Origin of the sequence: Aquimarina aquimarini (assembly GCF_900299535.1) — a bacterium.
In the GTDB taxonomy this organism is placed as follows: domain Bacteria; phylum Bacteroidota; class Bacteroidia; order Flavobacteriales; family Flavobacteriaceae; genus Aquimarina; species Aquimarina aquimarini.
Window position 1 is genome coordinate 22,622 of record NZ_OMKE01000010.1, and the last position, 14,029, is coordinate 36,650.

13 protein-coding genes are annotated in these 14,029 nt (G+C 32.1%); 2 read left to right on the top strand and 11 right to left on the bottom strand.

Annotated features, from left to right (window positions below; translation table 11 throughout):
* Positions 1-32 precede the first annotated feature (32 nt).
* Positions 33-1,613, bottom strand: coding sequence for a histidine ammonia-lyase (hutH, locus tag DG508_RS05350; RefSeq protein ID WP_108867144.1), 1,581 nt, complete (start codon positions 1,611-1,613; stop codon positions 33-35).
* Between the two features lie 82 nt (positions 1,614-1,695).
* Here hutH and DG508_RS05355 point away from each other — a divergent pair, with 82 nt between their 5' ends.
* Positions 1,696-2,577, top strand: coding sequence for a LysR family transcriptional regulator (locus tag DG508_RS05355; RefSeq protein WP_108867145.1), 882 nt, complete (start codon positions 1,696-1,698; stop codon positions 2,575-2,577).
* 163 nt (positions 2,578-2,740) lie between these two features.
* Here the strand turns inward: DG508_RS05355 and DG508_RS05360 are convergent, their stop codons facing one another.
* From DG508_RS05360 to DG508_RS05385, 6 genes are all read right to left on the bottom strand, one after another.
* Positions 2,741-3,106 (bottom strand): nuclear transport factor 2 family protein, encoded by a 366-nt coding sequence (locus tag DG508_RS05360; RefSeq protein WP_108867146.1) that lies wholly within the window; start codon positions 3,104-3,106, stop codon positions 2,741-2,743.
* A 97-nt stretch (positions 3,107-3,203) separates the two neighbouring features.
* On the bottom strand, positions 3,204-4,511 hold the full coding sequence (locus DG508_RS05365) for a cryptochrome/photolyase family protein (RefSeq protein WP_103865611.1): 1,308 nt from the start codon (positions 4,509-4,511) through the stop codon (positions 3,204-3,206).
* Between the two features lies 1 nt (position 4,512).
* Complete coding sequence (locus DG508_RS05370) at positions 4,513-5,211, bottom strand: SDR family NAD(P)-dependent oxidoreductase (protein ID WP_108867147.1); 699 nt, start codon at positions 5,209-5,211, stop codon at positions 4,513-4,515.
* Positions 5,212-5,220: 9 nt separating this feature from the next.
* Positions 5,221-5,715 carry an SRPBCC family protein gene (locus DG508_RS05375; RefSeq protein WP_108867148.1) on the bottom strand — a complete coding sequence of 165 codons (495 nt, stop codon included), beginning with the start codon at positions 5,713-5,715 and terminating at the stop codon, positions 5,221-5,223.
* Between the two features lie 168 nt (positions 5,716-5,883).
* Complete coding sequence (locus DG508_RS05380; RefSeq protein ID WP_103865614.1) at positions 5,884-6,240, bottom strand: hypothetical protein; 357 nt, start codon at positions 6,238-6,240, stop codon at positions 5,884-5,886.
* 84 nt (positions 6,241-6,324) lie between these two features.
* Positions 6,325-7,017, bottom strand: a complete 693-nt coding sequence (locus tag DG508_RS05385; protein ID WP_328515268.1) for an MIP/aquaporin family protein — start codon at positions 7,015-7,017, stop codon at positions 6,325-6,327.
* A gap of 90 nt (positions 7,018-7,107) precedes the next feature.
* Here DG508_RS05385 and DG508_RS05390 point away from each other — a divergent pair, with 90 nt between their 5' ends.
* Complete coding sequence (locus tag DG508_RS05390) at positions 7,108-7,950, top strand: DUF2911 domain-containing protein (protein ID WP_108867150.1); 843 nt, start codon at positions 7,108-7,110, stop codon at positions 7,948-7,950.
* A gap of 206 nt (positions 7,951-8,156) precedes the next feature.
* On the opposite strand, the gene DG508_RS05395 is transcribed toward DG508_RS05390, so the two are convergent.
* From DG508_RS05395 to DG508_RS05410, 4 genes are all read right to left on the bottom strand, one after another.
* The gene (locus DG508_RS05395; protein WP_108867151.1) at positions 8,157-9,632 is read right to left on the bottom strand and encodes a nitrilase-related carbon-nitrogen hydrolase; all 1,476 of its coding nucleotides are present in this window, start codon (positions 9,630-9,632) and stop codon (positions 8,157-8,159) included.
* Positions 9,633-9,911: 279 nt separating this feature from the next.
* The gene (locus DG508_RS05400; protein ID WP_108867152.1) at positions 9,912-11,027 is read right to left on the bottom strand and encodes a hypothetical protein; all 1,116 of its coding nucleotides are present in this window, start codon (positions 11,025-11,027) and stop codon (positions 9,912-9,914) included.
* A gap of 186 nt (positions 11,028-11,213) precedes the next feature.
* The gene (locus tag DG508_RS05405; RefSeq protein ID WP_108867153.1) at positions 11,214-12,191 is read right to left on the bottom strand and encodes a Gfo/Idh/MocA family protein; all 978 of its coding nucleotides are present in this window, start codon (positions 12,189-12,191) and stop codon (positions 11,214-11,216) included.
* Positions 12,188-13,903 (bottom strand): sodium:solute symporter family protein, encoded by a 1,716-nt coding sequence (locus DG508_RS05410; RefSeq protein ID WP_108867154.1) that lies wholly within the window; start codon positions 13,901-13,903, stop codon positions 12,188-12,190. Before DG508_RS05410 ends, DG508_RS05405 begins: the two co-directional genes overlap by 4 nt.
* Positions 13,904-14,029: the final 126 nt, after the last annotated feature.

Below are 14,029 nucleotides of genomic sequence, written 5' to 3' on the forward strand. Positions count from 1 at the left end.
TGTTTTTACTAAGTATTTTGCTATGATTTTTTCTAATAGTTTTCAAAAATATCAGAGAACTGTGTATCAATTGATAATTGCTCTTTTTCAGCTGTTTCATTAGCAATAGTAAGGATCACTCTATTCTTGATAATTTCTATACCTTTTTCGATATCATCAGCAAATACTCGATCTTTCTCAGCAAATGGTACTACTGTTCTTAGTTCTTTATGTATTTCATTAAGAATAGCTCCAGATTTCAACGGTTTTCTAAACTCAAAAGCCTGAGCTGCTGTTAATAATTCTATTGCTAGTATTTTCTCTACATTATCAATAACCCTCAGGGCTTTTCTACCACCGATTGATCCCATACTTACATGATCTTCTTGTCCTAATGAAGTAGGAATACTATCTGCACTAGAAGGAAAGCATAATCCTTTATTTTCACTTGCTAATGCCGCAGTGGTATATTGTAAGATCATATACCCAGAGTTGATACCTGTATCTTGCATCAGTAATTTTGGAACACCAGGAGAGTTCCCTTCTAGAGAAAGATATATTCTTCTATCAGAAATATTACCTAGCTCTGATGCAGCTAAACAAGCATAGTCAATTGCCATTGCCAATGGTTGTCCATGAAAACTACCACCACTGATGGTTAAATCTTCATTTATAATGATAGGGTTATCAGTTACAGAGTTAAGTTCTACTTCTAATAATTCTTTTAGATGTAACCATGCGTTCCTAGAAGATCCATGTACTTGTGGCATACAACGAAGAGAGTAAGGATCTTGAACACGATCACAATCAATATGATCCTCCATAATTTCAGAATCTTTTAATAAAGACTTGATTCGTGTGGCTACATGTATATTTCCTTTATAAGGACGTAATTGGTGTAGCTCTTCAAAAAATGGTTTTACAGAACCTTGTAATCCTTCGATCATCATTGCTCCTATAATATCAGCTTGTGATAAGCAACTTTGTAATTTTGATACAACTTGTACTGCATGTGCCGCAATAAACTGAGTTCCGTTTATTAAGGCTAATCCTTCTTTTGGACCTAAGTCTAGAGGCTGTAAGCCTGTTGCTTTGAATAATGCGGCAGTTGTGATCGTTTTGCCTTGGTATTCTACTTTACCCAAACCAAGTAAGGGTAAAAACAGGTGAGAAAGAGGAGCAAGATCCCCAGAAGCTCCTACAGATCCTTGACAAGGAACAATCGGTATAGCATCATTATCGATATGCCATAGGATTCTATCCAGAGTTTCTTCTGCAATACCAGAATATCCTTTGGATAAAGACTGAATTTTGAGAATCAACATAAGTTTGGCAATCTCTGTATCTATAGGTTCTCCTACACCAACACTATGACTTTGTAGAATATTACTCTGTAAGATATTGGTTTCTTCTTTAGAAATTTTGGTAGTACAAAGTGGTCCAAATCCTGTGTTTATACCGTATACAGGAGCTCCTTTTTCGACTATGTTTTCTACAATTTGTCGACTTTTTTTGATCTTTTTGCGAGAAGTTTCAGAAATAATTCCTTGGGTTTTTCCCTGAGCAATTTTAAGTGCTATTCCTGCTGTTAAATAATCTTCTCCGTACGAAAAATGTTGTGTTATGCTTGACATTGATATATTTCTATTTGATAGTACCAATTTATGACTTATTTTTGATAATTAGAAATACTAATTTGATCATTAATTAATAACTATGGGTTATCAAATAGAATTGCGTCATTTTACATATTTTATGGCAGTGGCAGAAGAATTGCATTTTAGAAAAGCGGCAGATCGGTTGTTTATTTCTCAGCCAGGCTTGAGTAGACAGATTAAGCAAATGGAAGAAATAATGGGGGTTACTCTTTTTATTAGAAATAAGAGAAAAGTAAGCTTGACTGCCGCAGGGAATTACTTAAAGAAAGAACTAGACTATATTTTTAATCATATTGATTTTACTGTAAAACAAACTCGCTTGATTGATAAAGGTAGTGATGGCGAGATTAGAATTGGTTTTTTGGGGTCTGCTATGCAGGCAGTAATCCCAGAGTTATTGGTCAAAGTAAATGAAGAATACCCTACTATACAATTTAGCCTAGAAGAGATGTCAAACTATTTACAGGTTGAGGCTATAGAAAAGGATCAATTGGATATCGGGTTTGTACGGCTGGCAAGAGTACCAAAAGATATACAGATGAAAACGATACATACAGATACATTTTCATTGGTTTTACCGTCAAACCATCATCTTACAGAAAAAACATTTACAAGTGTTAAACAAGTATCTGGAGAACATTTTATTTTGTTTTCATCAGATTATAGCTCTTTGTATTTTGATATTATTATGAGTATTTGTGAGGATAAAGGGTTTACACCCAAAGTTTCTCATAAATCGGTACATGCACAAACTATTTTTAAGTTAGTAGAGAGTGGACTAGGGGTAGCAATTGTACCTACATCATTACAACAAGGGTTTGATTTGGATGTAAAATTTCTAGAAATACCTAAAATACCACAGAAGGCAACATTGTCTTTTATCTGGAAAAAAGATAATAGAAATCCAGCACTGCAACAAATAATGAAATTTTTGCAATGATATTTTAATTTTTTGAGTCTTAATTTATTGTTTTATAGTAGAACAGCGATTATACTTTTTTTAATTCAATATAAAAAACCACTATTTTTTACCGAAATTAAAAAAAGTACAATTCACTTCAGATTCTAGAGAAAGCCTAGATCACTAATGTTTAGTAAATAAATTAGTTAGGTAAAGAATAGAAAAACTGTTCTTGTGTAATTTTTCCATTATTTACTTCATATACACAAACTTCTTCTATTTGCATACGGCCTTGCCCTTTGAAAGTACAATCCATTTTCATGGTACAACTAAAATGGTTTTCTGCCACTACGGGTTCAGATATTTCACTACCATGAAATTCTTCTACAGTAGCAAACCAATCTTCACTCTTTTTTGTTACAGCATCAATACCAGAGACATGCTCATTTGGGCTTCCTGGCATTTCTTTACTTACAATATTTTTATCATATAATTCACTAAGGACTTGCATGTTTTCTCCTTGACGACATAGTTCTACGAGACGATTGGCTACTTCTTGTGTGTTCATAAGATTTAATTTATAGATTAATACAATGATTTATAAAAGTACGTAAATTACGAAATACTTTAAATAGTAACTATCAAGAAATATTACAATAAATATATTAATTAAGTGCTTTTTTATAGGTCGCTAAGCATCGTTCTCGCGCTATTTTGTGATCTACAATTGGGTGAGGGTAAGAAAATTCATTACGATCTTTTATCCATGTATCAATATATGCATGTTGTTTGTCGAATTTAGTGATTTGTGTGGTTGGATTAAAAATCCTGAAATATGGAGCAGCGTCTACACCTGATCCTGCTGCCCATTGCCAGTTACCTATATTTGCAGACATATCATAATCTAATAGCTTTTCTGCAAAATAAGCTTCACCCCATCGCCAATCAATTAATAAGTGTTTGCATAAAAAGCTAGCAACTACCATTCGTACACGATTGTGCATATATCCTGTTTGATTTAATTGTCGCATTCCTGCATCTACCAAGGGATAACCAGTTTGTCCAGACATCCATTTGTCAAATTCTTTTTCGTTGTTTCTCCATTCTATTCTATCATACTTAGGCTTGAAACACGAATCTTTGGTATAAGGATAATGCCATAAAATTTGCATAAAAAACTCTCTCCAGATAAGTTCTGATAAGAAAGTCTGGTTTTCTGCAATAATGGCTTTTTTAACGATTGTTCTAATCCCTACAGTTCCAAAACGAAGATGTGGCCCTAGTCTAGATGTTCCGTTTTCTTTTGAAGGGTAGTTTCTAGTTGCTTCATAATTTTGAATAAGGTCTGGTGAAGTTTTATAATCCAGAGTCTTTATGGTTGATACCTGAAATCCCATTTCTTGGAGGGTGATATTAGGGAGTTCTATATTTTTAATTAAGTTAGAAAGAAAAGGTGTTGTAGAATGAATTTCTATAGTAGAAGAGAGAAACAACTCTTTCCATTTATTTTTATACGGAGTGTATACTATATAAGGAGTACCATCATTTTTTGTGATTTCTTTTTTTTCAAAGATTACTTGGTCCTTATAGGTTTGAAATTGAATTTCTTTTTTTTGTAATAGATTTTTTATTTGAGAATCACGTTCTCTGGCATATGGTTCATAATCATGATTTGTGAATACTTTATGGATTTGATATTGAGATATAAGAGTTTCAAATACTTTTTGAGGCGTACCATATACTATAGCAAGTGAACTATTATATTTTTCTAAAAGTTTCGATCGTATTTTTTGTAGGGTTTCAAAAATAAAAGTGATTCTAGGGTCATCTTTTGGTAAATTGTCTAGAATATGTTTGTCAAAAATAAATATGGGTAAAACTGGATGACCTGATTTTAACGCTTGTAGTAATCCTGTATTATCATCGATACGAAGATCTCTTCTGAACCAAAAAATAGTTACTTTTTTACCCATTTTAGTTGATGCTTAGAGTAGACATTCCTCCATCAACGCCGATAACTTGACCTGTTATCCAACTACTATTATCACTTAATAAAAATTGAGCAATATTTGCTATGTCTTCTGCTTGGCCAACACGTTTCATAGGGTGTTTATTACTCATGATTTCTTTCTTTTTTTCATTTGCTAGTAGTTTTTTTGCCAACGTAGTATCTGTAAGAGAAGGTGCAATAACATTCACTCTGAATTTAGGAGCATATTCTGCAGCCAAGGCTTTAGCAAAACCTTCTATAGCACCTTTTGCTGCTGCAATACTAGTGTGAAATGGCATTCCTACCTTTACAGCGACAGTACTGAAAAAGACTAAACTAGCTTGTTCTGAGTTTTTTAGTTTTGGGAGTAAAGTGTGTATTATTTTTATCAAAAACATAAAATTAATTTGCATATCCTGTTCAAAAATAGAAGGAGAGAGTGCTTTAAATGGTTTTAAATTAATACTACCTGGGCAATATACAAATCCATCAATTCTTTCAGGAAGAACAGTAATATCAATCTCGTCTTTTGAAGCATCATAGGGAATGTGTGTTACTTCTAGGTTACCAAGGTTTTCAGAAGTTCTTGATGCAATATAAATATTGTGTTCATCATATAATTTTAGAGCAATCTCAAAACCAATACCATGACTTCCTCCAATTAGTAAAATATTTTTTCTCATAAGTAATTTTTATGCAAAGGTAATTTGATGTGTCGTTTCTGTATCAATTGAACCGAATAGCTCAATCAGTTTTTTCTTACGATACTCAAAAATTTCTTTAAGTTTTGGTCGTATAATCAATGGGTGAATGCATTGGCCAATAATACCAAAAGGTATTTTATAATGAATAACATCTTCCATTTCTATACCATTAGGAATTTCTTTTATAAAATGAGTGTGATGCCATAAAGCATATGGGCCAAAACGTTGTTCATCTACAAAGTACTCTTTATCTTTAATATGTGTTATTTCTGTAACCCATTTATTTTTGATACCAGCAATTGGGGTAACAATGTATTGTATAATTTGACCAGAATACATAGTACGTTCATCTCCAGATAGAATTTCAAAACCCATATAATCAGGAGTAATAACTTTTAAGTTTTTTGGGTTTATAAGAAAATCCCAAGCTTTTTCAATAGAGATCGGAAGATTTTGTTTGGCTTTTAATGTATATATTTTCATCTGTCTACGTTTGATAACTTGATAAAATAGTAGAACTCTGATTTATCAAATTTAGATTTGAAAATCATAGATCACACTTATTTCATATATTGTAGTATTACAGTATAAAAGTACATTCTTTTTTGTTTAATAAAAAATAGTATTTGTTAAACAATGATAAATATTAATCTAGAAAAAGCTTTCTGCCCAAGATTTTGCTTCTTCAAGTGAATTATAAAAAACAAAAGGCTTACCGTATAAAGGTTGTTCGATAATAGCATTGTCTCGCTCTTTATTATTATGAGAAACAATTGCAAGCCCTTTCATATTAGGTAATAATCCTTTTGTATAAATATCTGGGGAGACTTTATGATCAAACTTGCGATAACTTATCATTATAAAATCTCGTGATTTATAAAATTTACGAAGTCTATCTCTTATAATAGAAGCTTTTGATAATGTGAAATTTACATTTTCGTCTATTGTGAGGATAGCATATTGATCATGCAATTCTATCTGACAAAATTCATATGAGAAACGTTCCATTGGGGAATATGGTTTATTTAACAGTAAAGATATGTTAAAAAGAATTAAATATACGTGAATAAATTAAGTAGAAATTCTATAATATTAACAATTGGTACAACAATTATTGGGTTTTACCAATTTACAGGTAAGAACTGCTAGAATGGCGCCTAAGATTGGGGCTGTAAAATATAGCCATTGGTGTTCCCAATGACCAGATAATAGCGCAGGACCCAGTGATCTTGCAGGGTTCATAGAAGCATTGGTTATAGGTCCAGCAAACATAGCTTCTAATAATACAACACCACCAATAGCGATTCCTGCCATAGTACCTATCTCTTTTGATCCTGTAGAAACATTTATGATTACAAGCATAAGAAAATAGGTGAGTAATGCTTCTAAAACAAATGCTCTAAGTGCGTCTATGGTTGGTATAGTACCTCCAAGAAATTCACTGTTTGGAAACAAGAATAATAGAACACTACTGGCACAAATGGCTCCAATACTTTGAGCAATTATATATTTAGGCACTTCAGCCCAATCAAATTTTTTGGCATATGCAAAGGCGATTGTAACTGCTGGATTGAAATGTGCTCCAGATATTTCCCCAAATGCATAGATCATTGCCATTACAATTAATCCCCATGTAATTGCTATACCAACATGGGTAACATCGCCACCAGTTACCTCATTTATTGTCATAGCTCCAGTACCACAAAATATCATACTAAATGTGCCTATACCTTCTGAAATATATTTTCTCATTATTTTGAATGTATGTATGAAGCAAATATACAGTTCCTTATTTTAAGCTTTTGTTAACTTTTTATGTAAGTGTATTCCTTATTTTCGTTACAGTTAATCTAAAAACAAATAAAACTGAACACAATGAAAAAGATAGTCTTATTTCTTTCTGTAGCCTTATTATCATTACAGATGAAAGCCCAAGTGAAAACCGCACAACCAAGTCCATCAGCCAAAACAGAGCAGGTGATTGGTTTAACAGATGTTACCGTTGAATATTCACGTCCTAGTATGAAAGGTAGGACTATCTTTGGTGATTTGGTACCTTATGATAAATTATGGAGAACAGGAGCTAATAAAAACACGCAGATAACTTTTGGTGATGATGTAAAAGTAGGCGGTAAGGAACTAAAAAAAGGGACGTACGCTATTTTTACAAAACCAGGAAAGTCTAATTGGGATGTAATTTTTTATACAGATGCAAACAATTGGGGGACTCCACAAAAGTGGGATGAAACCAAAGTTGCAGCAAAAGTAACAGTAAAAGCAACTACGATTCCTATGAATGTAGAGACGTTTACAATCATGTTTAGTGATTTTAAAACAGATGCTGCCGTTATGAATTTTCTGTGGGCAAATACAGAAGCAGCGGTTACTATAGAAACTCCTGCCAAAGCACAAACTATTGCAAGTATAGAAAAAACCATGGCTGGACCATCTGATAGAGATCATTATCTTGCCGCTACTTTTTATAAAGATGAAGGAGAATTTGCTAAGGCAAAAGAACATATTGATAAAGCAATTTCATTGCGTAAAGAACCTGCTTTTTGGTACTTTAGACAACAATCTTTGATTTATTCTAAGTCTGGAGATAAAGCTGGGGCAATAAAAGCTGCTAAAACTTCGTTAGAGTTAGCACAGAAGGCTGGAAATGCCGACTATGTAAAATTGAATAAAGATTCCCTTGCTGAGTGGGGAGCTAAATAAACACTCTTTTTCACACACAAATCATAAAAAGCGTTCTGAATTTTCAGAACGCTTTTTTGTATTTTAATCTTTTTTGAAGGTGATAAATAGGATTTGTTATTGAAATGATTTTTATTTCTTCAATTTTATTTTACTAGTTTCTTATTAAGATTTTGTTTTAGATTCTAGTTTTTCCAATCTAGATTGTAGTTCAATAAATTTGTTGTTTAATAGTTTATTTTCTTCAATTTTATTGATACCAAAATAAATAAACAGATACAAAAAATGATAAAAATATCTCCAATATAAGAGTATATGGTTGTAATCCCTTTTGTAGGTAATTGAGTAATAAGAACTTTCTCATTATCTGTAAAATGATCCATTTCACTAATTATTTTTCCAGTATAATCAACTCCAGCAGAGAGTCCTTTACTTGTTTGTCGAATTAAATTAAACCCTTGTTCTATGGCCCTGTATCTGGCCATATGTGTGTGTATTGGGTCAATTGCTTTCCAATCGTTACTAGGTGCTAATAAAATATCAGAGCCTTTGGCTTGTTTAAGATATTGAGGAAAATCCATGTCAAAACAGATCGCAGCAGCAATAGTTCCATGATATGTTTCTGTTTTTTGAATTTTTGAGTCCTTAACATTACTGATATTGGCTTCAAAACCAGGAACAGGAATAGCTTTCCAATAGTTTATAACTTTTTTGCCATCTGGATTAAATAGCACAAATTTGTTTTCCAAAGGTTTGTCGTGGTTTGGGTCTATAACTCCAACTCCTATACCTAAATGTATTTTATAATCTTGAGCTATTAAACTTGCCGATTTATACAATTCTTTTTCATCTTCTTTTAAAATTAAACTGTTTCCTTCTGCCCAGAAGATTATTTTTGCTCCAGCCTTAGCTTCTCGGATACTTCTTGCAAATAGATCAGTATTTAATTCAGAAGCTTGATTTTTAAACCTTTCAGTACCACCATCTAGATGTAGACCATATAAATCATTGTCATAAATTCTTTTTTCATCAATAGCAGAGATTGATGCAACTCTGATCGTTTCAGAATTGGGTTTTTGGATAAGTAAGCGGTATGCTCCATATATCATTGTTATACCAAAAATTATACTGTAAGTAGTAACTCCTAGCTTTACTTTTTTCCAATTGAATTTTTGTACAAATAGCCAGTTACATATAGAGGCAAACCAACCTATTATAAAAGTGATATACCCTAATCCAAAGACAGATATAGATTGTAATAAATAGAGTTGTGATTCTTGAGAATAGGCAATATGCCCCCAAGTACCGTATGGGTTAACTCTATGATAAACATACTCTATAAGCACCCAAGATACTGGAAAGATTAATGTTTGTAAAAAAGTATCCCTCTTTTTTGAAAATAACAAATCAATAAGATAGGGTAGGGCCAGAACCAATCCATATAGAGTCATTGTAATAATATAAAATGGAGCTGGTAATGGAACTAGTTTATAATATTGAAACAAAAATGCTATGGTTAATAATAACCATGCTAGAAGAAAACCTCGTAAAGCAGAGAACCTACGAACCAAATGAAGTAGCATAGTGGTTGAAATCCATGTAGCGAAAAACATGGTAAATCTTCCGTTTGAAAATAGTAGTGATACTATTAATATTGATAAGAATATTATTTTTTTTGATAAAGGAGTCGAATGATTATCCATCTATTTTTGTTTAATTGTTACGTGACAAAAATAGATTTGTAAATACTGAAAACTATTGTGTTATAAAGGGTTTGGTACGAGATAAGTGCTTTTAGGTACAGAAATTACCAAGACAAAATGTTTTTTAGAAAAGAGAATGTTATAGATACTATATTTTGATCTTTCTATAATTTAAAATATAGATATGAATAACTTTTTGATTGAAGATAAATTGGTATAAAAAAGGAGAAAAGGATATCATATCCTTTTCTCCTTTTTTATTTTTTGTACTAAATCTGTTTATTGATAATCAATTCTTACTGGTACAGCTTCACTTTTGTGATATGCAGTTTGTATGTACATTTCTCCTTCAAAATAAGTAGCTTCTCTGTCTGTAAATATATACGCTTCAGATTTTACAGGTATTTTATAGGATAGTTCTGTACCATCGGTATTAATATTGTCAAAAAACTCATCACCACTATATCTTCCAAAACTAACAGTATGTTCTCGATTTGCATCTTTGAATACTAAATAAGTAGGAGATTGAGGGTTGCTTATCCCTTTGGTAGTAAGTAGGTCATGATTTATTTTATATCTAAAATTTTGCCCTTTGATTATCAGCGTTTCTTCAGAAGAAAAGGTTTCTTTATTTGCAGAAGCAATCACAGGAGTCTGTTGATCCATCACTACAATATCTTTTATAAAATAAGTACTAAGACCATTGGTGTAATGTACTGATAAGAAATAGTTACCTACTTGTATTGAGGGTGGGATAGTAAAACTTAAATTGTCATTACTGTCTAAATTATATTCTAAACTGAATGATTCAGAATTATCTTTCTTTTCTAGAAGTACCTTTTGGATTCCATTGGTAGTAATTCCTTCTGAAATGGTATTAGTTGAATTTTGAAAAAACAAATAATCTTCTGCTTCTCTAGAACCCGCAATAGTATATGAGGTATTAGAACCTGTATAAAGAACATCAACTGCACCAGGAAGCACTTTGTTAAATGTAGTACTTCGTACTAAAAAAACATCGCTATACGTTTGATTGGTAGTTGTGTTTTTAATGGTTAATGTATAATCACCACCTCCAAAAGCTGGAGCTTTGAAATAAATTTTTTGTAATCTACTCTCTGTAGTTACCCAACCAAATGTCGTAGTTTCAACTTTGCTTAATGTAACAGGGATGTCTTTTTGCCCATCAGAAAGAGTGAGTTCCCAGTTTCCTATATTTTCATCAAAATCCAGCGCGTAAAAAGAAATTTCCCGTTCATTGAGTGCAGGGAGTAATACATCTTTATCAAATTCAAAAAATGTAAATTGAGGTGATACTCTATCACTATCATCACTGCTACAAGAGCCACATAAGATAAGAGTTAAAATAGTTACAGCTAAGATTGTTTTTTTCATAGTTTATTAAAGTTTAGTTTGTTTGTACTAGGTCTCCGTTGATTTTTTAGATAAAATCAATACTTACTTATTCATTTGTCTATGAAATGTGTGAGTTTGTATAAAACCAGTGGATTTTTAATTGTATTCCCTAATGGTTTCAAATGTACAAAAACTAATTTAATTAACTTTATAGCTATCTGAAACCTAGTAGGAGAGCCCAATTTGTTTTCTTACGGCATCCAATAAACTAATTAACTGTATACTTTTTTCAAAACTCATAATAGTACTTTCTGTACGATTTTGTAATAACATTTCTTGTGCATGAATAGCTTCATAATTATATCCATTTGTATGTACAGGAAAGTTGACTATTTTAGATTCACCATCTTTTTCTATGGTGACTGAAGAAGGTTTATGAAATTGGCTATTGAGTATTATGGTTCCTTTTTCTAGTTCAATAACTGCTTCTGTATCTGTTTTCTCAGTAATAGTACTATAGAGAGAAGCTGTAGCACCATTTTTATACAGAAGTTGTACTGTGCAATCTTCATCAACTCCTGTTCTTCCTATGGTAGCTGTTGCATTTATTTTTTCAGGATATCCAAGTATAGTTAACGCTGCAAATAAAGGATAAATTCCTATGTCAAGCAGGCTACCTCCTCCTAATTCTTTATTATAGACTCTGCTCTTAGGGTCAAAAGCGCTATTGTATCCAAAATCTGCTTTCAGAGCTTTTATTTTCCCAAGTTGATTAGATGAAATGATATCCAGTACATATTGATAATGAGGTAAAAAGTAGGTCCATAACGCTTCCATTAGGAATACATTATTTTTTTTTGCTATTGTAATCATTTCTTTTACTTGCGAGGCATCCATAGCAAAGGGTTTCTCACACAAAACAGCTTTTTTATTAGTAAGACACAGTAGTGTGTTTTGGTAATGAAAAACATGAGGTGTGGCAATATATATGATATCTATATTTGGATCTTTACTTATAGCCTCGTAACTACCATATGTTTTGGTTGCATGGTGCTTTTTTCTAAAATCCTCAGCTTTTTTTATACTTCTGCTAGCAACGGCATAGAGCATAGCATTGGATACAGATGCTAAATCTTTTGCAAATTTGTATGCTATATTACCACAACCTATAATGCCCCATTTTACACTATTTTTGTGATTCATGAAGTTGTTATTTTTGTTTTTGGTCCTATGAAAAATTGTACACAAATCGCAATTGCCATAACAAGAACACAACCGATAAGATTAAGCCATAAAAAACCAACATATGGTTTTAACCCTAGTTGTTCTAATCTAAATATAGCAAAATACCAGATTAATATAATTGCAATTTGAGTAATAATGGCTGCAATAAAAGTAGCGTTGCTATGTACAAATTTTATAAAAAAGGCTAATAAGAATATCCCTAAAACATTTCCGTAGAAAATAGAACCAATAATATTTACTAATTGGATAAGATTGTCAAACAAGCTGGCAAAACATGCTACAATAATTGCCAGAATACCCCACCCCAAAGTAAAGAATTTGGAAGCGGTTACGTAGTGTTGGTCATTTTTTTCTTCTCTTACATTACGTTTATATAAGTCAATAGCAGTTGTAGAAGCAAGCGCGTTTAATTCTGAGGCTGTAGAAGACATAGCGGCAGATAAAATTACAGCAAGAAGTAAACCAATAAGCCCTTTTGGGAGATTATTGAGGATAAAATGAATAAATACATAATCTTTATCATTGGTCTCAACAGCTATATCTGCTTTTTTAATTATTGCTTTGGCAGTATTACGAATTTCTTTTTCCTCAGTATTTAATCGTTGAATTTCTTTTTTTTGAGTGGCTCCTTGTTTTGCTAAATAATCTTTGATAGCTGTATCTTTTGAGTGATGAATCTCGGCAAGCTTGTTTTCTAGTGCAGTATATTCTTCTGCATATTCTGAATTGATAACAGCTTCTTTTCCTTTTGGATTAAAATTAAGAGGTGAGCTATTGAATTGATAAAAAACGAATACCATGATTCCTACCAGAAGAATAAAAAATTGCATAGGAACTTTGAGCAACCCATTAAATAATAGTCCAAGCTGACTTTCTTTGATAGATTTTCCTGTCAAATACCGTTGTACTTGGCTTTGATCTGTTCCAAAATAAGAAAGAGCAAGAAAGGTTCCTCCTATAATTCCGCTCCAGAACGTATATCGATTATCTAGATCAAAAGAAAAATTAAGTACTTTCATTTTGCCATTAGCACCTGCAATATCCAATGCTTTAGAAAAAGTAATACCATCAGGGAGATAGCTAATGATGATAAAAAAAGCAATCAACATACCAATAAAAATAATACCCATTTGTTGTTTTTGAGTAATATTTACAGCTTTGGTTCCTCCTGATACGGTATATATTATTACTAATATTCCTATGATGATGTTAAGGGTAGTAAGATCCCAACCTAATACAGATGATAAGATGATGGCAGGAGCAAAAATCGTAATTCCAGCGGCTAACCCTCTTTGTATCAAAAATAGTATAGCAGTCAAGGTTCTTGTTTTGAGATCAAATCGTGTTTCGAGATATTCATATGCGGTATATACATTTAATCTATGATAAATAGGTATAAAAACCATACAAATAACTACCATAGCAATAGGGACACCAAAATAGAATTGTACAAAGCCCATTCCATCATGAAAAGCTTGACCAGGAGCAGACAAAAAAGTAATTGCACTTGCTTGAGTAGCCATTACAGATAGTCCTATGGTCCACCAATGTGCATCATTGCCTCCTTTTATATAATCTTTTACATTTTTACTGCCTTTGGTTTTCCAAGCACCATATAGTACTATAAATAATAAGGTGCCTAGTAGTACGATCCAATCTATGGTTTGCATAAGTAGAGTGATTAATTTTGTTTATGAGTGGTTGTTTTTTTATGTATAGATTAAAACTATGAATACAAACTAGTGATTAGATAAAAAGCTAGTATATAAATGGCATTAGCAATTAATACAGCACTA

What these genes read in the sequence shown, in the direction of transcription:
- hutH (WP_108867144.1), bottom strand. Translation starts at nt 1,613, where the DNA reads ATGTCAAGCATAACACAACATTTTTCGTACGGAGAAGATTATTTAACA.
- DG508_RS05355 (WP_108867145.1), top strand. Translation starts at nt 1,696, where the DNA reads ATGGGTTATCAAATAGAATTGCGTCATTTTACATATTTTATGGCAGTG.
- DG508_RS05360 (WP_108867146.1), bottom strand. Translation starts at nt 3,106, where the DNA reads ATGAACACACAAGAAGTAGCCAATCGTCTCGTAGAACTATGTCGTCAA.
- DG508_RS05365 (WP_103865611.1), bottom strand. Translation starts at nt 4,511, where the DNA reads ATGGGTAAAAAAGTAACTATTTTTTGGTTCAGAAGAGATCTTCGTATC.
- DG508_RS05370 (WP_108867147.1), bottom strand. Translation starts at nt 5,211, where the DNA reads ATGAGAAAAAATATTTTACTAATTGGAGGAAGTCATGGTATTGGTTTT.
- DG508_RS05375 (WP_108867148.1), bottom strand. Translation starts at nt 5,715, where the DNA reads ATGAAAATATATACATTAAAAGCCAAACAAAATCTTCCGATCTCTATT.
- DG508_RS05380 (WP_103865614.1), bottom strand. Translation starts at nt 6,240, where the DNA reads ATGGAACGTTTCTCATATGAATTTTGTCAGATAGAATTGCATGATCAA.
- DG508_RS05390 (WP_108867150.1), top strand. Translation starts at nt 7,108, where the DNA reads ATGAAAAAGATAGTCTTATTTCTTTCTGTAGCCTTATTATCATTACAG.
- DG508_RS05395 (WP_108867151.1), bottom strand. Translation starts at nt 9,632, where the DNA reads ATGGATAATCATTCGACTCCTTTATCAAAAAAAATAATATTCTTATCA.
- DG508_RS05400 (WP_108867152.1), bottom strand. Translation starts at nt 11,027, where the DNA reads ATGAAAAAAACAATCTTAGCTGTAACTATTTTAACTCTTATCTTATGT.
- DG508_RS05405 (WP_108867153.1), bottom strand. Translation starts at nt 12,191, where the DNA reads ATGAATCACAAAAATAGTGTAAAATGGGGCATTATAGGTTGTGGTAAT.
- DG508_RS05410 (WP_108867154.1), bottom strand. Translation starts at nt 13,903, where the DNA reads ATGCAAACCATAGATTGGATCGTACTACTAGGCACCTTATTATTTATA.